General features: G+C 39.7%; 20 protein-coding genes. 13 read left to right on the top strand and 7 right to left on the bottom strand.

Annotation, left to right across the window (positions count from 1 at the left end):
• The first annotated feature begins 159 nt into the window (after nt 1-159).
• The 3 genes from BV902_RS09360 to BV902_RS09350 all read left to right on the top strand — a co-directional run bounded on the left by BV902_RS09360 (nt 160) and on the right by BV902_RS09350 (nt 2,209).
• Nucleotides 160-900, top strand: a complete 741-nt coding sequence (locus BV902_RS09360; RefSeq protein ID WP_157625982.1) for a hypothetical protein — start codon at nt 160-162, stop codon at nt 898-900.
• A 49-nt stretch (nt 901-949) separates the two neighbouring features.
• Nucleotides 950-1,408: a hypothetical protein gene (locus tag BV902_RS09355; RefSeq protein ID WP_075991706.1), complete on the top strand. Its 459-nt coding sequence runs from the start codon at nt 950-952 to the stop codon at nt 1,406-1,408.
• Between the two features lie 273 nt (nt 1,409-1,681).
• Nucleotides 1,682-2,209, top strand: a complete 528-nt coding sequence (locus BV902_RS09350; RefSeq protein WP_075991705.1) for a hypothetical protein — start codon at nt 1,682-1,684, stop codon at nt 2,207-2,209.
• Between the two features lie 69 nt (nt 2,210-2,278).
• Here BV902_RS09350 and tamL read toward each other — a convergent pair whose 3' ends face one another.
• Nucleotides 2,279-4,630, bottom strand: a complete 2,352-nt coding sequence (tamL, locus tag BV902_RS09345; protein ID WP_075991704.1) for a translocation and assembly module lipoprotein TamL — start codon at nt 4,628-4,630, stop codon at nt 2,279-2,281.
• 8 nt (nt 4,631-4,638) lie between these two features.
• Here tamL and BV902_RS09340 point away from each other — a divergent pair, with 8 nt between their 5' ends.
• From BV902_RS09340 to BV902_RS09310, 6 genes are all read left to right on the top strand, one after another.
• Entirely contained in the window at nt 4,639-5,388 is a 750-nt protein-coding gene (locus BV902_RS09340; protein WP_075991703.1) for a TrmH family RNA methyltransferase, read from the top strand.
• A 344-nt stretch (nt 5,389-5,732) separates the two neighbouring features.
• Nucleotides 5,733-6,905 carry an MFS transporter gene (locus BV902_RS09330; protein ID WP_075991701.1) on the top strand — a complete coding sequence of 391 codons (1,173 nt, stop codon included), beginning with the start codon at nt 5,733-5,735 and terminating at the stop codon, nt 6,903-6,905.
• A gap of 461 nt (nt 6,906-7,366) precedes the next feature.
• Nucleotides 7,367-8,281 (top strand): hypothetical protein, encoded by a 915-nt coding sequence (locus BV902_RS09325; protein WP_075991700.1) that lies wholly within the window; start codon nt 7,367-7,369, stop codon nt 8,279-8,281.
• Complete coding sequence (locus BV902_RS09320) at nt 8,278-8,955, top strand: ABC transporter ATP-binding protein (protein ID WP_075991699.1); 678 nt, start codon at nt 8,278-8,280, stop codon at nt 8,953-8,955. The genes BV902_RS09325 and BV902_RS09320 overlap by 4 nt, the downstream gene beginning before the upstream one ends.
• Nucleotides 8,956-8,982: 27 nt before the next feature.
• The gene (locus tag BV902_RS09315; protein ID WP_075991698.1) at nt 8,983-9,531 is read left to right on the top strand and encodes a GNAT family N-acetyltransferase; all 549 of its coding nucleotides are present in this window, start codon (nt 8,983-8,985) and stop codon (nt 9,529-9,531) included.
• A 143-nt stretch (nt 9,532-9,674) separates the two neighbouring features.
• Nucleotides 9,675-12,410 (top strand): DNA gyrase/topoisomerase IV subunit A, encoded by a 2,736-nt coding sequence (locus tag BV902_RS09310; RefSeq protein ID WP_075991697.1) that lies wholly within the window; start codon nt 9,675-9,677, stop codon nt 12,408-12,410.
• A gap of 80 nt (nt 12,411-12,490) precedes the next feature.
• Here the strand turns inward: BV902_RS09310 and msrA are convergent, their stop codons facing one another.
• The 3 genes from msrA to BV902_RS28045 all read right to left on the bottom strand — a co-directional run bounded on the left by msrA (nt 12,491) and on the right by BV902_RS28045 (nt 14,234).
• Complete coding sequence (msrA, locus tag BV902_RS09305; protein WP_083663801.1) at nt 12,491-13,006, bottom strand: peptide-methionine (S)-S-oxide reductase MsrA; 516 nt, start codon at nt 13,004-13,006, stop codon at nt 12,491-12,493.
• A gap of 198 nt (nt 13,007-13,204) precedes the next feature.
• The gene (locus BV902_RS09300; RefSeq protein ID WP_237242050.1) at nt 13,205-14,128 is read right to left on the bottom strand and encodes a N(4)-(beta-N-acetylglucosaminyl)-L-asparaginase; all 924 of its coding nucleotides are present in this window, start codon (nt 14,126-14,128) and stop codon (nt 13,205-13,207) included.
• The gene (locus tag BV902_RS28045) at nt 14,070-14,234 is read right to left on the bottom strand and encodes a hypothetical protein (protein ID WP_157625980.1); all 165 of its coding nucleotides are present in this window, start codon (nt 14,232-14,234) and stop codon (nt 14,070-14,072) included. Before BV902_RS28045 ends, BV902_RS09300 begins: the two co-directional genes overlap by 59 nt.
• Before the next feature lie 415 nt (nt 14,235-14,649).
• On the opposite strand from BV902_RS28045, the gene BV902_RS09295 reads away from it, so the two are divergent.
• The 4 genes from BV902_RS09295 to BV902_RS09280 all read left to right on the top strand — a co-directional run bounded on the left by BV902_RS09295 (nt 14,650) and on the right by BV902_RS09280 (nt 21,756).
• Nucleotides 14,650-15,876: a C40 family peptidase gene (locus BV902_RS09295; RefSeq protein ID WP_075991695.1), complete on the top strand. Its 1,227-nt coding sequence runs from the start codon at nt 14,650-14,652 to the stop codon at nt 15,874-15,876.
• 8 nt (nt 15,877-15,884) lie between these two features.
• Entirely contained in the window at nt 15,885-16,940 is a 1,056-nt protein-coding gene (locus BV902_RS09290; protein WP_075991694.1) for a dipeptide epimerase, read from the top strand.
• Between the two features lie 122 nt (nt 16,941-17,062).
• Nucleotides 17,063-20,269 (top strand): SusC/RagA family TonB-linked outer membrane protein, encoded by a 3,207-nt coding sequence (locus tag BV902_RS09285; RefSeq protein ID WP_075991693.1) that lies wholly within the window; start codon nt 17,063-17,065, stop codon nt 20,267-20,269.
• 17 nt (nt 20,270-20,286) lie between these two features.
• Complete coding sequence (locus BV902_RS09280) at nt 20,287-21,756, top strand: RagB/SusD family nutrient uptake outer membrane protein (protein WP_075991692.1); 1,470 nt, start codon at nt 20,287-20,289, stop codon at nt 21,754-21,756.
• A gap of 73 nt (nt 21,757-21,829) precedes the next feature.
• On the opposite strand, the gene BV902_RS09275 is transcribed toward BV902_RS09280, so the two are convergent.
• Genes BV902_RS09275 through BV902_RS09265 form a run of 3 tightly spaced genes read right to left on the bottom strand, consistent with a single transcriptional unit; the run spans nt 21,830 to nt 25,637 of the window.
• The gene (locus tag BV902_RS09275; protein WP_083663540.1) at nt 21,830-23,233 is read right to left on the bottom strand and encodes a M14 family zinc carboxypeptidase; all 1,404 of its coding nucleotides are present in this window, start codon (nt 23,231-23,233) and stop codon (nt 21,830-21,832) included.
• A 1-nt stretch (nt 23,234) separates the two neighbouring features.
• On the bottom strand, nt 23,235-24,290 hold the full coding sequence (locus BV902_RS09270; RefSeq protein WP_075991690.1) for a S66 peptidase family protein: 1,056 nt from the start codon (nt 24,288-24,290) through the stop codon (nt 23,235-23,237).
• Between the two features lie 9 nt (nt 24,291-24,299).
• Nucleotides 24,300-25,637: a dihydroorotase gene (locus BV902_RS09265; RefSeq protein WP_075991689.1), complete on the bottom strand. Its 1,338-nt coding sequence runs from the start codon at nt 25,635-25,637 to the stop codon at nt 24,300-24,302.
• Between the last annotated feature and the right edge of the window lie 57 nt (nt 25,638-25,694).

Raw genomic sequence — 25,694 nt, 5'->3', positions numbered from 1 at the left:
ACATTAAATCACAGACAGATCATGCGTATATATTTCTTATTCAGTTTTTCACTACTATTAGTTACTTTAACGTCAGAAGCCAAAATTTCAACAGCGGAAGAGTATACCCGAATATGGTCCGATCCCCCTTCTAACAATATAAAAAAGTACATGATTAAAATGGCAATTTCAGATGGGCTAGATAAAAACTCTATAAAAATAGAAACCGATAGCTGGGGAGAAGTTATTCTTTCAGACACATGGAGAAATACCATTAAATTTAGACGGGGTAGCCTGGGTGAATATACAACTGTCAATAAGAGTGGTATTAAACTGACCATAAAAGAAGATTTTTCAGGAAATATTGTCGTAAAAGATGAGGATGGAGATAAAACTACTATCAGAAAAAATAGCAGCGGCGATTTTGATATCCCCGATCTAGACAGAAGTTCATCTACAGTTTTAAAAAATATACACGGTAATTTAGAAACACGTGATGAAAAAGGAAATGTAAAAACTGTATCAAAAAATATTTCTGGAGGTCTCGACATCCGAGATAATCAAGGCAATAGCTCAACGATATCGAAAGATATCTTCGGCAATCTGGAAATTCGAGACAACAAAGGTAATTCAAGCCGGATAACAAAAGATATTCTTGATAATCGCACTATCGAAAATAGTGATGGTCAACGTACCACAGTGAGAACTGATATTCTAGGTGGTAAAACGATTGAAGACAATAGCGGAAATCGAGTTTCAGTTAGAAAGGATATTTTAGGAAATTATGATGCGAGTGACAATAAAGGAAATCGGGCTTCCGTCAAGAAAGATATCCTTGGAAAAATAACTATTGATGATCCAAAAGGTGTTCTAAATGACGCAGTGAAATTGCAATTGATCCAAGAACTTTCAAAGAACTAAATTTTTCTGGAAATTAGCCTATTTTATAAGTGAATAATCCAACATTACGATGGACCAAAATATTATCGATTTAATTATAGATGAACTAACAAAACACCCTGAAATCTCATACCGAAGACCAAACGCGAACGAACTTCAAATATTAGGCACTCCCACTCAGGGTTTTGATATTACATTATGTATTGACGTAAGAGAAAATATGCTCTTTTTTGACCACTTCCATTGGCATTATGATAATACAGAAGAGGAAATAGATGAAATGTTAAATCAGATTACCTATGCCTTATTTGGGGTTATTAGGATAAAGGAATTTTCCAACAACAAACGACCTTATAAATGGGTACTACAAGTCCAAGATCAGAACGGTAACTGGTGCGATGATCAAACGATGGGAAAAATAAACAAGTTTTTGGGGGAGCCTGATATTAGATATTTCCAAAATATGATATTAACAAACGACACAGATAAAAGCAATTCGTATGCTTTACCCAAGGAGGATAATACTTAATTTACCCATAGAAGAAAATAAAAGTAGGATTAACTGAAGCAGGAGATCGTACCTTCTTCTGAGGAATAATGAAAAACCCTCGAGCGTATTTACAAAGGTTTCAACATTCGTATAGTTAAAGATTTTCAAAAGAAAATTAAAATCCCTAAAATTGCAGTCTCATTTCAAGGAAATCGGATTCAGCATATTAATGCTACTGATCTTCCAAACGATATTGACGCTACGGAAATAGGCCCTAAAAAGGGAAATAGCGAGTTGAATAAAAATAAAACGATGAAAAAGATTATATTTTTTCTATTACTGATACCTTTTTGGGCGGCTGCTCAAGAGCAAAATATCCAAAACTTTATCGTAAAAGAAAACCTCTCCAAAAATGGAAAATTGGCTGTAGTTGCATTGGATTCGCTAGGAAACACCAATGAAAACATCCATGGCAATTACCTATTTACAATCAATGGTTTCTCGCAAGCACTACAATTTCATGAGGGTGTCGCTGTCCCTAATCAGAAAATTGAGTCATCAACATTTGTATTCTTTAGCCATAAGAATCAACAAACTTCCAAAGGTCGCTTATTTTATATCTATAAGAGCGATAGCGGACTCTCTCCTTTTGCCATTAGCGGATTGATGTTTTTGATTATCCCGGCCATTGTATTAGGAATAGCTTACATGTTTAAAAAAGTGATTATGACAGCGATCGCACTGGCTATAGTTTTCTTTTTATTCAACCATTCACAGGGTTTAGACTTGAGTAAAATTTTTGAATCTATATTTTCAAGTCTCAAAAATCTCATCGGTTGACAACACGATCTCTCGGGAAATCCTATCAATTGATGTGATCAAAGTAAATCATAAAAAAACGATTGTACATTAGAACGGCATACCGATTCCAAAATTGTATTGAATAAAATTGTATCTGTCGGGTCTATGGGTTTCATAATATTGAGCCTTAAATTCCTTGGAATCAAAGAAGTGCTTGATAACCCATTGATCAGCACCTGAGAATTGTGGATCTTTTAGTTTAAGCCCGGCATCTAAGCGAATCACAAAATAGTCCGAATCGAAACGAAGTCCGAAACCGGTACCGATGGCGACTTGCCCAAGGAATTTATTGAATTTAAACTCTCCACCCGGATTTAGTTCTTCATCCTTCTTCAGTCGCCAAACATTTCCCATATCCACAAATGTCGCTCCATTCATCTTCGCGCCCAGGAAGTTATTAAGTAATCTGAATCGATACTCCGCATTCGCTTCCAGCTTAATCTCCCCCAACTGATCCAAATTACGCAGGTTTAAACGCAAATCCTCACTAAGACTCTGCCGGTTATAGGCACCTGGTCCCAGGGTACGCGCCTGCCAAGCGCGTATACCATTCATCCCCCCACTATAAAAGCTCTTTTCAAAAATCAACAGTTTAGAGTTATTACCATAAGGAATCGCTATCCCTGGATTAAAACGGAAGACAAACTGCCTATTTCCACCAAGATTTCGGTATAAACGATAATCAAATTCTGTCTTGGCGTATTGAAGAAAGGGCACACCAAATATTTTTTTCTCACCGTCAGCATTCTTCGGCAATTTTGCCAAGGAGCTAATAAGGTCCAGCACGTTTCCACTCACGTCCAATGTTCCTCTGAAATATTGAAAATCCTCCTTGCTATTCAATTTCTTGCCATTCAGGATAAAGGTATATTGTGTTCCTAAACCAAAATACTGGCGATCGTTGCTACGTACATACAGCTGGTAGCCTTCCTGTACAAGCTTGTTCCGAAAATTGGAATCCAAGCGTCCATCCCGATACTCCAAAACGATAGGCGTAAAACTATGGTACTTATTTTCTGTTTCATACCAAGAGTAATTCAGCGATGTGATAAAATAGCGGTTTGAATAGGTTTTATCTTGATCGAACAACTGCAATGTCATCGAGTAGGTCGTTTTGGGCAAACCAAACTTCCCCCCTGGGTTAATATGAAAGGGTACCATCAGACGAGGAATAACCAAATTTACGCCCGCTTGAAAATCGTTATTGAATATTTTGCTGGAAAGCCCTCCTGCTAAACGCGGATCAAACAATACGCCATAACGTAATTTCACTTCCAATTGCTCCGAACCACCAAAGATATTACGTTGTGAGAATGTATTTCCAATATTGAAGCCGCTCATACCTGAACTAAAAGTATACTCCCCCTCTATCTGGTTTCCCATACGAGGTCTTGGAACGAAATCATAGTGCACATCGAGTTTATTGGAATCTTTTTTGACAAACTGCATTTTGACAGAACGAAAACCATTCATCTCGTACAATCGATCATAGGATTTATTTTCCTCCCGCAAGGAATAGTACTGACCTGAGCGTAAATACATATAACGTTCCAAAGGTTTCCATCTGAAACTATTCGTTTCATCAACAAATAAAAGGCGTTTTGCAGAATCTAGGATACGACGTGGCTCCTTCTTCGACATTGTTCCATAATTCCTTATCGTCATATAAACACTGTCTATTTGATACTTTTTATGTATCGTAGAGTCAGATGGATTTTCGACATTAATTTTCAAGTCGATCAAAGGTCCATCGATAGTTGAATCGACCCCAGCACGCATATATTGCCTTACATAATCGTAATACCCATTGTTACGCATCGAAACATAAAGTTTCTCCCGCTCATCGAGCAACTTTGCGGCATCGTACTGGGTATTGGATTTTACGGAAGTTTTAGGAAGTACCTCCCGTTCAAATATTGCCTTTATATCTTCATCCTCAAATTTTCGATCTATATTTCTAACTTGATAAGGAACACCTTCATTCACTTTAAAATCGATATGTGCTCGCTTTTTGGAAACTGAAATCGTAGGTTCGACCTTAGCTTTAAAGTAACCTTTTGAAAATAGAAAACGCCGGATTTGATTGGCAGACAAATCTACCATTGCCGAATCCAGCAAGTGAGGTGGTTCGCCGACATTCCTAATTTTCTTGGTTTTATAGCGTCCGTTTTTAGTATTGAACGTATTGTAAATAAATAGATTTACCCTTGAATTAGGTCTTATTTGATTGGAAATATACGTTTCGGATGATTCTTTCAATGCAGGGGTGACACCAGAAATCTGTACTTTTGTAACCAGAGCTTGGTCATCGTCAAGATATTTTGAAGACCGGCATGATGCAAAAAATAACACTAAAAGCGTTATACTTGCAAATCCGATAAAACGAGTATACTTAATCATCAATAAAAATGTTGTCAAAAGCGCAAATCAGTCTAATAACGTCTCTACAAAATAAAAAGTATAGAAAACAACACGGCCTGTTTATCGTTGAGGGTATAAAATCCGTGATGGAATTTATTTCATCAAGTTATGAGGTTGAGTCTATTTTCTACACGGACGACGCCAACACAAAAGTGGGTAAAATCTCGCATAATATAAAATCCCATGAACTAACGGAAACTGAATTCCAAAAGATTAGTGCACTGAAATCGCCACAAGGTATACTCGCTTTGGTCAAACTTCCTTTACAGCAAAAAATTGTTCCAAGTAATTTAAAAAATAAGTTTAGCCTTGTACTCGATGATGTGCAGGATCCAGGCAATCTTGGGACAATTATCCGCACGGCGGAGTGGTTTGGAATCGAACATATTATCTGTTCCATTGGCACTGTAGACGCCTACAATCCTAAAGTAGTGCAAGCAACTATGGGCTCATTGGCAAGACTGCAGATCCACTATACTGATTTAACTGATTTTATTCCGGCTACTGGATTGAAAGTATATGGCGCCCTGCTTGATGGTCAATCCATTTATCAGACTGTATGGGCTAAAGAGGGGCTAATTGTTATGGGTAACGAAGGAAATGGCATCAGCGACGAAATAATAGCTTTGATCGATCAAGCTGTCACTATACCTCGCCTAGGGCAAGCCGAATCATTGAATGTAGCCGTAGCAACAACGATCTTCTGTAGTGAGATTTCCAGACAAAAACTGACCTAAAACAGATTCTATTTGATGCTTCGCTTAGAGCTTTTGATGTAATCCAATCCTGTTTCCTTCCAAATCTTCAGTTTCTGCCACGGCAAAGCCCAAGTCGGTATGAAAGGTGGCTGGATATACCCTTCCATATTTAAACTCTGATCTTCATCAAAAATATCAATTTTAATAGAGAAAAAGCCCCGTCGCGACATTTTTCTATTCGTTTAAAAGATTCGATTAATTTTTGTCAAAAGAAAAAGCTTAATCGCTCCAAAAACTGTACATTTGAACAGTTCAATTGAAAGACGGATCGATACCGCTATCCATGTTCTTTTTTGAATATTCACACACGATAAAATTACACCATGCCCGCTGAACAGAAATCCATCTATACGTTACAATTTATTTTACTTTGCTTAAGCTCGCTCCTATTTTCTTCCAGTTTCAATATGATTATCCCAGAACTACCCAATTATCTGAGCAGTTTGGGGGGTGCGGAGTACAAAGGGCTAATCATAGCATTGTTTACTTTGACTGCTGGAATTTCGCGGCCTTTTAGTGGTAAATTGACCGATCGGTGGGGACGTGTACCGGTCATGGCAATTGGATCTATCGTCTGTTTCATCTGTGGTTTTCTTTATCCCATTTTAACATCAGTCGCGGGCTTCCTATTCTTACGATTGATACATGGTTTTTCCACCGGTTTTAAACCTACCTCAACTTCTGCGTATGTCGCCGATCTGGTTCCTCAAAAAAGATGGGGTGAGGCTCTTGGCATGCATGGACTGGCTTTTAGCGTCGGTACAGCTGTTGGCCCAGCAATTGGGAGTGCCATTTTCGAGGCCTTTGGTATCAATGTTATGTTTTATTGTTCTTCTTTCATGGCACTTCTGTCTATTCTTATCGTCATTAACATGAAAGAAACACTGGCGAAAAAAGAAAAATTCAATCTTTCCATGCTCAAAATAAACCGCAAGGATATTATTGAATGGCGTGCCCTTCCAGCTGGAATCGTCACGTTTTTATCTTATACCGCCTATGGGGTCATTTTAACTTTAATTCCCGATTGGAGTGAATACCTGGGACTTAAAAATAAAGGGCTATTTTTCCTCGCATTTACGATCGCATCGGTGCTGATACGTTTCGTATCGGGCAAAGTTTCCGACCGTTATGGAAGACCTAAGGTCATTGTTGTCGGATTGGTCATTATTGCTATTGCACTCGTTGCTATCGGTTTGGGCAATAGTTTCATTGGAATGATGATCGGCGCAAGCATCTATGGCGTGGGCACAGGTATACTCTCCCCTGCCGTCAATGCCTGGACGATCGACCTTAGCCTACCTGAACATCGGGGTAAGGCAGTAGCAACCATGTATATCTCACTTGAAGCTGGAATAGGGCTTGGCGCACTGCTTGCTGGATTATACTATAGTGATGTTATCCTTCGGATTCCAGTCATTATGTATGCCAATGCGGTAGTTTTGCTACTTGCATTGACCTATATGCTGAGCTGGCAGAGAAAGCACAAAGCCCGCTAGTCTGCGTTCGATTTAAAATATAGCTATTTGATTTTGGGTTTAATTGCATCGTTGATTTCCCGATAGCAGCCTTATTGCTGGGATAATCTAGATAAATATTAAAACGGACACATACGTCTACCAAGAAGGAGCTAATATCAATTTTTATTTAATGTTTAGACAGTGATCAATCAGTGCTAATTCAGTCTACACTGAGCAAGCACTGAACAAGCACTGAACAATCACTGAACAATCACTGAACAAGCATTGTCTAAATGGAGAATCTGGACTCCATTTAATATCCCTTTGTTGCGTCTAAAAATCATCGCTTCCTTGTTCCCTTTCTTCAAAATATTAACCCTACACGCTTATCGGAATAGAATCCACGAACGATATGCCTGAACAGGCACCCAAGTAACAGGTTTTAGAAATAGTATGCAATATATTGCATATAAAAGGTAATTTATCTAAGTTTGATTATCATGGTAAGCAATTATTTAAAGCTTCAATACAGATTACTAGCTCGCCATATCAAGGCTACAGGACTACCCGTTCCGATCGCATATTTCCTGTTGTTTGGGTTATGCTATTTGATCTATTACTTTTTGTTTCAATACCCTATTTTTGGCTGTTATGCCGTGATACTAGGCAATTTTCAACTGCTTTTTCTCCTCACTGAAAAAAATAGAAATGATTTTCTCAAAAACACATACAGTAAACGAGATTTTCATCAGATCAGAATAGTAGAGAATGCCCTATTGACGCTGCCGTCCTTCGTCATTCTTTTTCTCCACAGCCAATGGCCCTATGCATTGTTATTAATTACTTTGGCTGTTGTTTTTACATTTTTGACGTTTAGAGCTTTCGGAAAATCTATTCCAACACCTTTCGCAAAAAAACCTTTTGAATTTATCATCGGGGTCCGACGGAGCTACTTGCTTTTGCTTGTTGTATATCTATTGGCTGGAATCGGTTTTTATGTAGCCAATTCCAATCTTGTTTTATTTTGCGTCGTTTGCATTGCGCTCACCTGCGTTTTCTATTATCAATTGCCGGAGCCTATTTTTTACCTCTGGAATCACCATCATACACCAACAGTCTTTCTGATGCGAAAGTTTAAAAGGGGAATTTTTCAGTGTCTGCTCTTGGTACTGCCCCTTCTTTTTCTGTATGTTGTCATCTTTCCATCGGATTTATTTAATGCCTGTATTGTATTGGGCGGAATATTACTTTTACTTCCTTTTGCAATCACATTGAAATACGTCGCTTACCCACGGGAGATCAATTTCCCCGAAGGTTTTGCTTTGGCACTTTGTTTTAGCTTTTACCCTTTGATTCTAGCGCTCTTGCCTTTTTATTATATCAAAGCAATCAACAATCTAAAAAATCACTTATGATCGAGCTTACGAATATCAATAAGTCCTTTGGACAGCATCAAGTACTCCACGAGGTTACTTACCTCTTTGATAGCGGAAAAGTATATGGTATCGTCGGTGAAAATGGCGCTGGAAAGACAACGCTGTTTCGTTGTATTGCTGGACTAGAAACCGCCTCGGGAAGTTTAAAATCTGATTTAGAACCGCTAAAAAACAATTTAGGTTACCTCACCTCGGATCCGTATTTCCTTTCAAAGCTCACCGGCGAAGAGTATATTTATCTACTGACGGATGCACGCGGTAAACAGATCAAAAACCTCAGTGAGAGAAATATTTTCGAGTTGCCCTTAAAGGAGTATGCTAGCGCCTATTCCACGGGAATGAAAAAAAAACTTGCCCTGACAGCTACTTTACTTCAGGACAATAATTATTATATCCTTGACGAACCTTTTAATGGCATCGATCTACAAAGCAGTATTATTCTTACGGAGATTATTCTTCGTTTAAAAGCAATGGGTAAAACGATCCTGATTTCGTCCCATATCTTTTCCACGCTAAAAGATACCTGCGATGAAATCTTGGTACTCGAAACGGGCAGAATTAGTAAATCTGTAAAAAAAGAGCAGTTCGGCGAATTTGAAGAGGAAATGAAAGAAAAAATACTACAAAAAGATATCGACAAATTGTGGCTTTAGCATACCGTAACACTTGAGATAAACACTATGGAAAAACACTTACCTATACTAGAAACTGAACGTTTAATTATCCGTCCAATACAGATGGATGATGCAGCTTATTTTTTCGCAATGGATTCACAGCCGGAGGTTCATACCTTTTTGAATAACGAACCTGTTCAATCTGTTGAAGAAATGAAAAAAGCCATCGCGCATATTCAGCAACAATATGAAAAATACGGTATAGGCCGTCTAGGGGTCATTGAGAAATCAAGCAATCAATGGATTGGCTGGACGGGATTTAAGTATATTGACGAATTGGAGAACGGACGTATTGGATTTTTAGACCTTGGTTATCGTTTCAGAACGGAATCTTGGGGAAAAGGCTATGCGACAGAAGCCGCGCTAGCCTGCATGCAATATTACAGCGAACAGCTGACCCATTTTGAAGTACATGCCATCACGCATACAGCAAACCTGGGATCAAGGCATGTCTTGGAAAAAGTAGGATTTCAGGTAACTGAAGAATTTCATTTCGATCTATGGAATATTCCCTGTTATTGGTATGATCTAGCCATTGACCAATCAACAAACTAATTATATTAGTTTTAAAAACTAATTTTTTTAACTTTTCATAGTTTCACTGGGATAAAACAAAATGGTTTTGTATTTTTACACGTTCGAATAAAATATTATTTCGAACATTTCTGTATTGTACAATTTAATCTATTGCTGAGTAAATGAGTGACGAAACGAACTTCCCAACGGAAGATAATCAAGAAGAGCTGGGATCAGGAAAAACAGAAAACGGAAGTCAGACGATACCTTTATCAGGACTATACGAAAACTGGTTTTTGGACTATGCATCCTATGTTATCTTGGACAGAGCCGTTCCACATATCAATGACGGTTTGAAACCCGTACAACGTCGTATCCTCCATTCCTTGAAGGAAATGGATGATGGACGATATAATAAAGCTGCCAATGTCATTGGTAACACGATGAAATATCACCCACATGGTGATGCTTCTATCGGTGATGCCATGGTACAATTGGGCCAAAAGGATCTCCTGATTGACTGTCAAGGTAACTGGGGCTTCCCAATTACGGGCGACTCTGCTGCTGCTCCACGGTACATCGAGGGAAGATTATCCAAATTTGCAAACGACGTTGTCTTCAATCCCGAAACAACTGAGTGGCAATTGAGTTATGATGGACGGAATCGCGAACCTGTCACACTTCCGGTAAAATTTCCATTATTATTGGCTCAAGGTGCCGAAGGTATTGCTGTTGGTTTAGCAACCAAGATTATGCCGCACAATTTCATTGAGTTAATTGACGGATCTATTCAGGTATTAAACGGTGAACGTCCGAATATCTTCCCAGACTTCCCTACGGGTGGTATGGCCGACGTTTCAAATTATAATGAGGGTCAACGTGGCGGTAAAATCCGCGTACGTGCGAAAATTGAAGAACGCGACAAAAAGACGCTCGCAATTACAGAAATTCCATTTGGAACTACGACGGGCGGTCTGATTGAAAGTGTGGTTACAGCAAACGATAAGGGAAAAATTAAGATCAAAAAAATCGAGGACAATACAGCAGGAAATGTAGAGATCATTGTGCATTTGGCTCCTGGAATTTCTCCTGATGTAACGATTGATGCTTTATATGCCTTTACCGCCTGTGAAGTCTCTATCTCACCTAACACTTGTGTTATCAAAGATGAGAAACCTCACTTTATGAGTGTCAATGACATTCTAACGGAAAACACAATAAACACAAAAAATTTATTGAAACGAGAATTGGAGATTCGCTTAAACGATCTTCAAGAAAAAATCTTCTTCAGTAGTTTATTAAAAATATTTATTCAAGAGGGGATGTACAAACATCCGGATTATGAAAATGCAGGTGACTTTGAGGTCGTGGTGCAGGTTCTGAATCGTTTGTTTGAACCTTTCTTCGATCAATTTTATCGTGAGATACGACCAGAAGATTACAAAAAATTGATCGATAAACCAATGAGTAGTATTACACGTTTCGACGTTAAAAAAGCGGACGAAATGATGAAAACACTCGAAAATGAGATCAAGGAAGTCAAGCGTCATCTACGTCAATTGACAGAATATGCCATTGCATGGTTTGAGAAATTGCGTGAGAAATATAGTAAAGACCGCGAGCGTAAAACCGAACTGCGTATATTCGATAAAGTAGAAGCGACCCAAGTTGCCCTAGCAAATGCCAAACTATATGTCAATCGTGAGGAAGGATTTATTGGCTCAGGCATGAAGAAAGATGAGTTTGTATGCGACTGCTCGGATATCGATGACATTATTGTATTCCGCGAGGATGGCAAATATGTTGTTAGTAAAATCCAGGATAAAGTATTCGTTGGAAAAGGAATTATCCATGTTGCTGTTTTCAAAAAAGGTGATGAACGTACAATCTATAACGCAATCTACAAAGAAGGCGAAACTGGCACCAGTTACATCAAACGTTTCTCTGTGGTAGGTGTCACACGGGATAAGGAATATGATGTATCCAAAGGTTCCAAAGGATCTAAAATCCTGTATTTCACAGCCAATCCAAACGGTGAAGCAGAAGTAGTCAACATACAGCTTAAACCGCACACAAAGTTGCGCAAGCTAAATTTTGACATGGACTTTGCCGAGATTGCAATCAAGGGCCGTGCTTCACAAGGAAATATTGTATCGAAATACCCCGTCAAAAAAATCAGCTTTAAAAGTTCCGGTGTCTCCACGCTGGCAGGACGAAAAATATGGTATGACACCATCATGAAACGTTTGAACGCTGATGAGCGTGGCCAATACCTTGGTGAATTCGACGGTGATGATAAGATATTGGTGGTGCTTTCAGATGGTAGCTACGAATTATCAAACTTTGATCTAAGCAACCACTTTGACGAGAAAATGATCCGGATCGAAAAATACTATCCAGACCATATCTATACAGTTGTGCATCAGGACGGCAAGAGCGGAACGTACTTTGTCAAACGTTTTAAATTTGACGATCAACCTATTGGAAAACGCATTTCCTTTATTAATGAAGATGCAGGATCTAAATTGGTATTGATGAGTAATGCGGCTGAACCGATGGTCAAATTGGAGATTTTAAAAGGTAAATCCCAAACGGAAGAAACTCTTGATCAGCCTTTGACTGAAATTATTGACGTAAAAGGAATAAAAGCACAAGGAAACCGCCTGTCTTTCCATACCGTAAAATCGGTTACGCTAACAACAGCGGATGAAGATTTAAGTCAAAAAGGTAAAGAAAAAGCAGCCGAAACGAGTACTGATATCACAGAAACAACGGTTGATAGTACCATAACGGCGGTGGACAGTTCCGTGAAGGAGAAGGAGGTAGAGTCAACCGATAAAAATGACGATATCAAATTGGAAATCACTAATCCAAATGACATCCAAATCGACGATAAAGGACAGATGGAAATGTTCTAACTCGTATTCAATACACAAAAAAGCTCGAATAAATATTCGAGCCTTTTTTGTGTAGGATACAACACCTTAAGTATTGTCCTTTAAGCTTTAAATTCTTTTAGGAATTTTTGAAGTTTTGGAGCAATGACTACTGAACAAAATGGATTTTCAGGATGATCATTAAAATAATTATGATGATAATCTTCTGCTAACCAAAATGTCACAGCTGGTTCTACCGTTGTGACAATAGCGTCCTCATAAACATCCTCATTTTCCAATTCGTCGATAAAATTCTGCGCTAAGATCTCCTGTTCTTCATTATGATAAAAAACAACTGATCTATACTGCGTCCCCACGTCGTTACCTTGACGGTTTAATGTCGTCGGGTTATGTGTCTTAAAAAAGATTTTCAATAGGTCTTCATAGTTCACCAGCTCTTCGTCATATTCTAGCTCGACAACCTCAACATGATCAGTTGTACCCGTACAGACCTGCTCATAAGTTGGCTTATCTACATGCCCTCCCATATAACCAGGCAATACCGATGTTACCCCTTCCGTGTTTTGGAAAATAACTTCTGTACACCAAAAACATCCTCCTCCAAATGTTGCTTTCATACTTTTTATAATCTTACGTATTTTAAACTTACTTTTTTCAAACATTATAGCCGACTTAATAGCTACGGCGAAAAATGTTTAGACAAATATAATTATTAATCGGAAATGATATACCCTGCTATCATCACGAAAAATATCAGTTTACGTTCTACTCACCACCTGAGAATGAAATACTCGCACCCCGCTCACCCTATTTTACTAATAGTAGTGTTTTCCTTTGATCAATAAATCTTGTTGTTTACTATCACAAACCGCATAGGAAAAACCTTGTTGCAGCGCATAAGCACCATATTCACCTTTTTTATTTATTGCTAAGAATCCCACTTGAATTTCCTTCGCAATAGCAGGTTTCTTCTTCACGATACGCATAACGGCTTCCTTACAGGCATCTTCCGGAGAATAACCCTGACGCATCAATTCGACAACCAAGAAACTACCTACATTCCGTATGACTTCTTCGCCAACTCCGGTCGATGTAGCTCCGCCCACTTCATTATCGACATAAAGTCCGGCTCCAATAATAGGGCTATCTCCTACCCGACCATGCATCTTGAAAGCCATACCACTGGTTGTACAAGCTCCAGAAATGTTCCCATTGGCATCCAATGCCAGCATACCGATCGTATCGTGGTTATATTGGTTTCCCGGCAAACGTTCTGCTGCAAAAGATTGGTTTTCAATATTGGCTACAGGTTTGTATTTTTTCTCCTTCAACCATTCCTTCCACGCTTTTTCACCTTCTGGGGTCAGTAGATTTTCTTCCTTAAAACCATTTTCTAACGCAAATTGCAATGCGCCTTCGCCTACCAGCATCACGTGGGGTGTTTTTTCCATGACCATCCGCGCTACTGATATTGGATGTCCAATTTTTTCCATTCCAGCAACAGCACCACAATTACCATCCGCATCCATGATACAAGCATCAAGTGTGACGTGACCATCGCGATCTGGATAACCACCTTTACCAACTGTCATATTTTTGAGATCGGCCTCGGGCACACGCACACCTTGTTCCACCGCGTCCAATGCCTTGCCTCCTTTGGACAATATTTCCCAAGCGGCTTTATTTGCTGCGATCCCAAAGTCCCAAGTTGAAATTACAATAGGATATTTTTTTAACACTGCCCTTTGCTGCAATCGTCAATCCTTTCGCATCAAATGCTGTCAATGTCCCCATTGCCGTCGCAGCAATCAAACCTTGTCTAATAAAATCACGTCTTGAACTCATTTCCTTATTAATATTTTATAAAACTATCGCTATTGATTAATCCAGCAAAAAACAATCATTAAAATTGCCTTCAGTCTACCGAATACAAAAAATTTTCATCATTGACTGCACAAAGGCATCGCTTTCTTTCTAGTGTATTGCACGACCTTACGTCACATCCCCAATCTACTTCATCGATATACGCAGGAAAATGCTGTTCCACATTTTTACAGCTTCGTGTTAAACTGAAGAAGGATATTGACTTCACAATCAATAAGCAATATTACAAAATGGTTTTAGCAATTAGATAATTTAATTAAAATTAAACCCAAACATTCGTTTTTTAGCAACATAACATCAAAATCACTTAAAAATCGACAATAAAAATTGACTTATATTATGAATTAATCCTATCTTTAGAAACAAACTAATTCGCATGAAAAACACTCTTAAATTCGCTATTTTAGCTTATGCAAGCCTTATAGGTGTTGAAAGCAGTCAGGCGCAGCAGCTAGATTCCACGACTTATTTCAAGATCAAAGAGTTGCAAGAAAACGTAAAACGTGAATTCGCTCCCGATAAAAGAACCAAGATCGTAGCAATCCAAAAAGCGGATATCGCACAGAACCAATATGTGCTTGAAACAACTGAAAAAGATGCTAAGTTCGTTTTGGAGCAAAAGGCAAAAGATATATCAGCCAATATTCAAGTACAGCTCTTGCCTGATGCAAGTGTAGGTGAAAAAACTACTGGAGTCATCAGACTCTCCGTTGCAAATATGCGCACTTTTCCAGATAATGCTGCGGAGCTGACCAGCCAGGTTTTATTGGGAACGCAAGTGGATCTTCTGCAGAAAAAGAGCGGTGACTACCGTGTCCGCACGCCGGACGGCTATATAGCATGGGTACCAAGTTCGTCCATTGAAGCGATGGACAAAACCATGCTGACAAATTGGCGGCAAGCAGAAAAAGTTATCTATACAGCGGAGTTTGGAAAATCATATTCTGAACCCAATGAAAAAAGCCAACGAGTGTCTGATCTCGTATATGGTGACATCCTTCAGTTAAAAGGACAGAAAGGCAACTTTTATGAAATAGCATATCCGGATGGACGTTTAGGTTATATTAAAAAATCAGAAAGTCTCACCTTAAAAAATTGGTTTGAAACGCGCCAGCCTACGGCGGAAAATATTATCGCCAGTGCAAAAACAATGTTGGGCCTGCCCTATTTATGGGGGGGAACATCGGTGAAAGGTGTAGACTGCAGCGGTTTTACCAAAACAAGCTTTTTCATGAACGGCTTCGTGATTCCGAGAGATGCATCGCAACAAGTACTCGCAGGTGAAAAAATCGACATTTTAGATCAAGAAGGACATTTCGACCCTGAGAAAGCACTCAAAAATCTAAAACCGGCAGACTTACTGTTCTTTGCGGCAGGCAAAAACAGCAATCCTAATGCGCGTGTAACACATGTTGCACTCTATATCGGCAATGGAACTTTTATTCACGCTGCTGGATTAGTCCGGATCAACAGTATGCTTAAGGACGCTGCAAACTACGATGATTTCCAAACCCGAACCGTGGTTGCTGCACGCCGTTACCTCGGGACCCACGATAGCGCAATACAGAAAGTCGTCGAAAGCAATTATTACAACAATAAATAAACATAGCGATGAGCAATCAATCTGAATGGATTAGTAAAGATTTTGGGGCCTTTAAATTGAGATTTAGACCTTACACGCTAACTTTGCGCCATGTCTTTACAGTAGCTTCCTTTAGCCGAAGCACAACACCGGTTGTATTGACCGAACTAGAGTATGATGGCATTATCGGTTATGGTGAAGCGAGTATGCCACCCTATCTAGGCGAATCGCAGGAAAGTGTCTTATCATTCCTCAGTCAGATTGATCTGACAGGCTTCAACTCTCCTTTTCAAACCGAAGAGCTCCTGCATTATATCGATCAGCTTGCTTTGAAAAACACGGCTGCAAAAGCCTCCATTGATATTGCTCTACATGATATCCTTGGTAAAATTATGAATCAACCCTATTATAAGATATGGGGATTAAATCCTGACCTTATCCCACCGACGTCCTACACCATCGGAATCGATACAGAAGAAATGATCCGCCAAAAAGTCGCCGAAGCTGATCAGTTTAAAATTTTAAAGGTGAAACTGGGTCTTGATACGGATAAAATGATCATAGACACCATCCGTCAGGTTACCGATCGTCCTTTGTGTGCCGATGTCAATCAAGGTTGGAAAACGCGTGAAGAGGCTTTGGAAATGGCACACTGGCTTGCAGAAAGAAATGTTTCTTTCTTGGAACAACCGATGCCCAAGGAGCAGATAGACGACAACGCCTGGCTTACTGAGCATAGTCCTATCCCTACTATTGCCGATGAAGGATGCCAACGCCTTGTGGATGTTCCGGCATTAAAGGGTGTATACTCGGGGATCAACATCAAACTGATGAAATGCACGGGCATGCGTGAAGCTAAACAAATGGCAGAACTTGCTCGTTCTTTGGAAATGAAAGTTATGATCGGCTGTATGACCGAAACTTCCTGCGCGATCAGTGCAGCTGCACAACTTGCACCATTAACAGACTGGGCAGATCTAGACGGTGCTTTATTAATTGGAAATGATATCTACGACGGCATGACCGTGGTAAATGGCAGTTGCCTTCTCCCCGACCGTCCGGGAATTGGAATTGTAAGAAAATAACCCTATATTCAGTGCAATGTTTTTTTCTTAAAGAAAAGATTGCACTGAATTGCTATCGCAAGTTTGACCAACACTCGACAGCACCAAAATATTAACAACTAAATTAATCAATTCACACTTTTATGAAACAACATGTGCTCACAACGTTGTGTCTCATAGCCTGTAGTTCGATGCAGTCTTTATATGCACAACAGATCCAAATTGCTGGTAAGATAACGGACATCAACGGAAAACCAATTAGCGGAGTTACAATAAATGTAAAAGGCGCTAACCAAGGAACCTCAACAAATGAAAATGGCCTGTTTACGCTAAACGCAAACACCAACGCAACCTTAAGTATATCTGCCGTAGGCTATCAACCACAAGAAGTGCAGGTCAATGGCCGCAAAACCATCAGTATTTCACTCAACAGTGATGAGCAGGCATTGGACGAAGTCATTGTCGTTGCCTATGGAACGGCTAAAAAGAGTACCTATACAGGTTCGGCAGCACAAGTAAAATCAGATGCCATTGATAAACAACCTGTCACTTCTTTTGAAAAAGCTCTTACTGGCCGTGTTGCAGGTCTGCAAATGTCAAATGGATCTGGTCAGGCAGGTGCAACTTCAGCTATACGCATTCGAGGCATAGGATCCATGAACGCGTCGAATGAGCCACTCTATGTCATTGACGGTGTTCCAGTCATTTCGGGTAGTGTCGGACAGATGGGCGACTATATTGTCAATACCAACAACGTCATGAGCACATTAAATCCCAGCGATATCGAATCTATTTCTGTGCTTAAGGATGCTGCCGCCTCATCCCTTTATGGGTCCCGCGCGGCAAATGGTGTCATCATCATCACCACAAAAAAGGGAAAAAACGGAGATCCGAAGATCAATGTCAAGTCCTCTATCGGCATTAGTCCTTCCTGGGCAACCAAAAATAATGAACCTGCTTCGGTACAGGATCAAATCAATATGCTTTATAGTGTTTTATACGACTCTAGAATAGCAGCTGGTCAAACGGCTGAACAGGCGAATAAAAACACCTTATTCCGCTTAAATTCTTTGGACTGGAATCCAAATTCGGCAAATTACGGTAAACCAACTTCTTCTTATGGTTTTGGTATTCATGGCTATCAATTCAGCACGGATGGAACCTCACAATGGGAAAACGTACATATCTCAGGAAAAACAGATGGTGTAGAGAATCGAGATGGTAAGTATTATGACTGGAACAAAGCATTGTTTAGAACCGGGATATTCAACAGCAACGATATCTCGGTAAGCGGAGCAACAGAAAAAACCAATTACTATGCGTCTTTAGGATACACGCAAGACAAAAGCAGGATTATTGAGAATAACTTCGACAGAATCAATGGTCGGATTAATTTAACACAAAAGATTGGCAAATATCTTGAATTTGGCTCAAACGTCAACTACGCTAAAAACAAGCTTATCGGGATGAATGACACCAGGAATACAGGAACAAATTACCTGTATCAAGCGAGTAATTTATTATGGCAGATGTATTGGCCAACTGATTATAAAACAGGTAACGAATATACAGCTCGTTATGGCAGTCTCGCTTATAATCCATTGTATTACAACAAGGAATGGGAAAACTCTTCGAAAACAAGCAAATTATCAGCTATAGAATCTTTATCATTAAAGCTGTTACCTGAACTTACATTGAAGACCATTTTCTCCTATGACAGAACCGAGGTCAAAGATCATATCTATTATAGCGCTAAACATTATAACGGTATGGCAGACAATGGCCGGGTCACAGAGGTGTCTACGTCTATTGAAAAATTGGTATCATCCACAACAGCCAATTACAACAAGAGCTTTGGCTTGCATAATATTGGGTTATTAGCTGGTTTCGAAGCTGAAAAAAACACGACTGATTTTATCCGTGCTACAGGTAAAGATTTACCATCCTCATCACTTCATACCGTCGCCACTGCAGGTATATTGGATGCGTCGGCCTATTCCTGGGGCAATAATATGATGTCTGTACTATCGCGGGCGGAATATAACTACGATGAACGTTATTTTGCCTCAGCATCTTTTAGAAGGGACGGTTCATCCCGCTTGGCACCAGGTCCTCGTTGGGGCAACTTTTGGTCTTTAGCAGCTTCCTGGAATTTAGCCAAGGAATCTTTTATTAAACAGATCGAGGAAATCAATAACCTAAGAATTAGAGGTTCCTATGGGGTAAATGGAACATTACCTACGGATCTTTTTGCTTGGCGCAATTTAACAAGTTATTCCAACAAATATATGACGCAGCCAGGTGGTGGGCTTAATAATTTAGGCAATCCGGATGTAGCTTGGGAGAAAAATTACTCCACAAACATCGCTTTGGAATTTGGTCTGTTCCACAATAAACTATTCGGTACAATTGAATATTTTAACAGAGACTCGAAGGATCTTTTACAGAATGTTCCGATCTCGACAATTACCGGTTTCGGTTCCATATTGCGAAATGTTGGCGAAATGAACAATAAAGGTATAGAGATTGAACTGGGCTCAGATATTGTTAAAAATGAAAATTGGAAATGGACATTAAGTGCAAATGCAGCAATCATCAAATCCAAGATTACAAAATTATATGGTGGACGTGATATCGTCTGGTATGATCCCACAGGTGGAGACGATAGAGCTCGATTTATTTATCGTGAAGGAGAATCGTCTTTATCATTCTTTGGTTTAGAATGGGCTGGTACCGATCAAACCAATGGCAAAAACGTCTGGTATACTAACGATGGTACTGATGGCGATTTTTTGTTCAACGGAAAAGCTGCAAGTTATGATTACAAAAAAGCTAAACAAACCATCATCGGAAATGCTAATCCTAAACTATATGGCGGTATAAATTCTGACATCGATTATAAAAACTTTTCATTGGGATTGAACTTTGCTTATAAAATTGGCGGCAAACTTTATGATGCGACATCCAAAGATGTTGCCGATGACGGCTATTATTGGGAACGAATTCATGCCGCTTATTTTACAGAAAATAGCTGGTCACCTTCAAATACGGAAGGAACTTACCCAATGGTTACTGGAAGAGATCTGGAAGATGTGAACCAGATCAGCAGTAGACAACTGTTTGACGCGTCATATCTTAGATTAAAGAACATTTCGTTGAGCTATAGATTACCAAATGAATTTTTAAAACGAGCTGGCATCTCCAATGCAAGGGTATTTTTCAATGGAAGCAATTTATTGACTGTTTCGAAATACAAGTATATGGATCCAGAAGTTAACCAATTTGGTACGCGGGGCTGGGAAACACCATTGGCAAAAACGTACACTTTCGGTGTTGAATTTAGTTTTTAACGAAAAAAAACAGTATTATGAAAAAGCTTTTTATTGCCTCGTGCATAACAATATCATTAGCAATCAGCTCTTGTAGCAATTTTTTGGATGTCACACCGACCAATATGGGGGACTCCAATACCTCCATCCAAACTGCTGCTGACGCAAAGGTTATTATGAATGGATTAATGAGTAAAATGGCAAATGTGGCCTACTATGGACGAAATTTTCCGCTCTATGCTGATGCCAAAGGGGGTGACTTTACGATTGCATCCCAAGGCCGCGGTTATGACTATCTTTATGTATTCAATCATTCCGCCTCTTCCAATCCCTATTCAGGCATCTGGACACAAGGGTTTCATACACTCGTGCAGATCAATAATCTTTTGACAAATATCGATAAACTAATCGCTGCCGGTTCGACAGAAAATTTTAATACGTATAAAGGACAAGCATTGACCGCAAGAGCCCTCATCAATTTTGATCTTGTCAGGTTGTATGGCAAACCCTACAACATGGAAAAATCTGCCCTTGGTATTCCTAATGTGACAAAAGTCCTCGAATATAGTACGCAGGAAAAACGTATCTCCGTTGAGGAAAACTACAAACAAATAGTACAGGATCTAAAGGATGCAGAAAGCTTATTGCCAAAATCCAAATCGGATGGATATTTCAGTTTTTTCGCCAATAAAGCACTGCAAGCTCGTGTGTACCTCTATATGAATGATTATGATAACTCGTTAAAATCAGCACAGGAAGTCATAGACTCCAAAGTCTACACATTGTATAGCAATGAAAACTGGGTAAAATCCTGGACAGGTATGTTTGGAACTGAATCTATTCTAGAATTGGGTGTTTATCCGAATGAAGCTGATGCAGGGACTAGTTCACTGGGTGCGATGTTCCGCAGAAAAGGACATGGCAGTACAGCCATATTGGGAAACTTTATAGCCGCAGATCCATTCTTGGCCAAACTTAAGAAAGACGAGACAGATGTCAGATGGGGTGTTATGGCGTATGATGAAGTCGGCACCACCCATTTAGGAGCGGTTTATAAATATAGCGGTAGCACCACGCTTGCCGGTGATAAAAATTCAACAGCAAATAGTACCGCTGTCAATATTAAGGTCATCCGTTTGTCCGAAGTATATCTTATCGCTGCTGAAGCTGCTCTACTAAAATCATCTCCTGACAAGGTCCTTGCAGCAAATTACCTGAATGCAATACGCCAACGTTCTCCAAAATTAGATGTCGCGACCTCAGGCACGATTACTTTAGATATGATTGCCGATGAGAGAAGCAAAGAGCTCCTTGGAGAAGGTCATCGCTTCTTTGATATGATGCGCTGGAACAAATCGATAACTTTTGACGATGATTTAGGAAATATAAGCACAACAAATAGACAAAAAACGATCGATAGAACCTTCTTTAAAACCATTCTTCCTATTTCACTGGATGAGATGAATGCAAACCCAGCTATAGCAAATCAACAGAATACCGGCTACTAGTAGTCTCAAAAAAGAAAAAAGGTCACAGCCTATGCTGTGACCTTTTTTCTTTTTTGAGCTATATTAAGCATTCCTAACTTATCTGATTTTTATACTGCTGTTGCCTTGGTTTTTTCAAATCGACCACCCAACCATTAACTACGGCGTAAATGATCTTACCTTCTTTCCGAAGGAAAAAATCCGCCTGAGCTCCGAGAGCTAATTGTTGTGAAAATTCTATAGCTTTTTTAGTTAATACACGAATTGGAAGGTTATGCAAAACTTCTCCCGGGATCACATTTTCAATCATAACAGCGGCATAGCCTTTTTCAAGTAATCCCATCACGACGGCATCATCTAAATCTGCCAACGAAGCAAATGGCTCCATATACATCTTGGCTGGGCCAAACTCCATTCCTGCAACATCAATATCTACATAACCATAAAAATCTTGCAGATCGCCAATATCTTCAACAATACCCTCTACGTAATAGTCTGATCCAATTGTCTTTTCATTCTGCCGAATGGCAACATCGACAAGCAATGTTTTTCCACTCCGCTCAATGGTCAAATTTCTCAGCAACACATCATGGAGCTTTTCATCATTGAAGGGAATTGCATCGTAATCGGTAATCGAATGCTGTTTAAAGGATTGGTCAGCAATTTCCTCAAATGCTTTTAACAAAGCCACGAAATTATATTTTCGGACCAGCATTTTTTCGGTATCACCAACATAAGCTCCTGATTCAATTAAAATCGTCCTGGCGCCCCATTTTTGAAAATTATCACCGAAACCGCGCGGTGTATGCTCATCGTCATACTTTGCCACTGCATTTGGAACAAATTCCTGAAGGATCTTGTTTATTCCGACAATCACCCGCATCGCATCTCCCCGAGTTTTATTGATACTCCGCGCATAGTCATAAGCAGGCGCCAATAAGGAAATTGTCACTGGCGTATTTGTTCCGGGAATGTTGTAGTAATTGTTTTGGTTATGCAGGTTAAAAGCAAAATCAGGTTTTAGCAACATGGCTTGCGCCTTCAATAAGGCTCCTTCCACTGTTGCTGCTGCCCTTGCATCTCTGTTCATATCCACATCCATGGCTGTCCTACGCTGAAACCTTTCGGTTCCATCAGGATTTAGCATCGGAATAAAATATAGGGTCATTTTTGATGCGATGTCATCTCTAAAGGCATCAAAATCATCATTTTTCCCGTTGAAAAAATTAAATAGATCAAACAGGGCCATTGTCGCCGTAGGTTCATCACCATGCATTTGTGACCATAAAAGTATCTTGATTGGCCCTTGTCCGTATTGTAGTCGAAAGATCGAACGATCTTCAGTGGACTTCCCAATTTCCGCTACAGTGAAACGTCCATAGCTCCGGATATTTTCTAATAACGGTAAAATATCAGCATGTTTAAATCTTCTATGCATCAAAGCCTTTTCTTCATATAAAGAAAAGGCTTTGATGAAATCAACTTTTACTAATTTCATATTAATCTTTTAATGCAGGCTCCATTAAAGCAATCGTTCCTTGCGAAGCATCTACACGGACTTTTGCTCCTACGGGCAAAATAAACTGTTCGGCAATATGCCCAACGACAGCCCCTGTATAAGCAGGTATTTTTAACGGTTTGATATAATCATTGAACAATTGGTCAAGTGTTACGGATCCATAGCCACCGGATGGTTTACAATTGGTGCACTTGCCAAAAATAAAACCCTTAATCGCACCCAGTACACCCGCATTTTTCAATTGACAGAACATACGGTCAACACGTTCCATATCTTCGTCGACCTCTTCAAGAAAAAGAATTTTATCGTTAAAATCTGGCAGATAAGGTGAACCACATAAGCCGGTCAACACGGTCATATTTCCACCCAGCAATACCCCATCTACTATACCAGGATGAATTGTGGCAATTCGGTCTTTGGTCTGCACAATGCTATCACCTTTGGACTTGGGGTTTTCAAATATTGCTGGCTGATTGGCTACAAATTGGGCATTGAAAGCCTCTGCAAGCTTCTTAGTCCAGGTACTGATACCCACTGCACCATGAAACGTTATAAGCCCTGTCTTGGCATATAATGCCAAAATTAATGCTGTTATATCTGAATATCCCAATAAAATTTTGGGGTTATTGGCGATCAGTCTGTAATCTAATCGATCTAAAAGACGTGATGTACCCGAACCTCCTCTGATGCAAACAATCGCTTTGACGGTCTTGTCTGCAAACATATCATGAATGTCTGCAATACGCTCCTGATCTGTACCGGCCAAATTACCGTAGCGGCTGCGTATATGTTTACCTTCTTTTACTTTAAAACCTAAGGTCTCAAATATCTCACGTGCAATACTAATTGATTCTTCATCATCCAATACACCTGCGGGCGTTATTAAACCTATGGTATCCCCCAATTTTAACCTCGTTGCAAGCAAAACAGCCTGACCGTACAATTCGTCTCTATCTCTGGTTGGCTGCCCCATTCCCAGTACAGGAATAGACAACACGCTTAAAGCAATCGATTTTAGAAAGGCTCTTTTTTCCATTGCTAAATACTATCGGTTGAACAACAGACGTTCACCAGCACCCTTTTCAATAAGTTGTCCGTTGGAGAAAGCAAGTTTACCTGATACGAGAGTATGTTCAATCGTTGAACTAAACGTGTGCCCCTCAAATGGTGACCAGCCACATTTCGACAGGATATTCGCTTTCGATACCGTATAAGGTTTATTGAGATCGACCAACACAAGATCCGCCCAATATCCCTCACGAATGTATCCTCTATCTTCGATTTGAAACAATGTAGCCGTATTGTGCGCAGATTTTTGCACTAATTGTTCCAGGGTCATTTTTCCTGCTTTGACCATATCTAACAAGGCTTGCAACGCATGTTGTACAAGAGGCCCTCCACTTGGTGCTGAAGTATAGGGTTGAGATTTCTCCTCAATTGTATGCGGAGCGTGATCTGTCGCTATCACATCGATATGTCCATCCAGTACAGCTTTTAAAATCTGATCGCGATCATTGGCAGTTTTTACCGCTGGGTTCCATTTGATAAAATTACCTTTTGAGGCATAATCCTGATCCGAAAACCAAAGGTGATGAATACAGGCTTCAGCAGTTATTTTTTTATCCTTTAGTGGAATATCATTATTAAATAATGCAATTTCTTTGGCGGTTGAGATATGAAGGATATGCAAGCGTGTATTGTGCTTTTTTGCCAGCTCGACAGCTTTCGACGAAGACAAATAACAAGCTTCCTCGGAACGAATCAATGGATGCATCTCAATTTTTAATCCATCCTCGCCATATTTTTCCTTAAATAGGGCCAAATTCGCCTTTATCGTTGCCTCATCTTCACAGTGCGTAGCCACCAAGGTCGGAGCATTCGCAAAAATACCTTCCAACGCTTTTTCATTATCAACCAGCATATTGCCAGTAGAGGAGCCCATAAAAACTTTTATACCACAGACATTTCTTGGATTCGTTTTAAGTACCTCCTCAAGATTATCATTAGCTGCCCCCATAAAGAATGAATAATTGGCCAGCGCATTTTTTGCCGCTATATCATATTTATCTTGAAGCAATTGTTGGGTCAACGTATTAGGAACAGTGTTAGGCATTTCCATAAAGGAGGTTGTCCCACCGGCAACTGCGGCGCGACTCTCATGCCATATATCCGCTTTATAAGTTAAACCGGGTTCTCTAAAGTGAACCTGGTCATCAATAAGTCCAGGTAGCAAGTGTAGCCCCTCAGCATTTATTTCCCGATCAGCAGGATGATTAATTTCCTGAGCAATCATTTCGATTCGACCATTGCTGATATATACATCAGCAACCTCAACTTTACCTTCATTGACAAGTTGCGCAGATTTTATAAGAATAGATGACATGTTGAAATTTTTACTTTGCTTTAGGTCAAAAGTAAAGATTTGTTGTGGTGATATCAA

The organism is Sphingobacterium sp. B29, assembly GCF_001952815.1.
Classification (GTDB): domain Bacteria; phylum Bacteroidota; class Bacteroidia; order Sphingobacteriales; family Sphingobacteriaceae; genus Sphingobacterium; species Sphingobacterium siyangense.
This window is presented reverse-complemented; position numbering and strand designations above follow the sequence as displayed.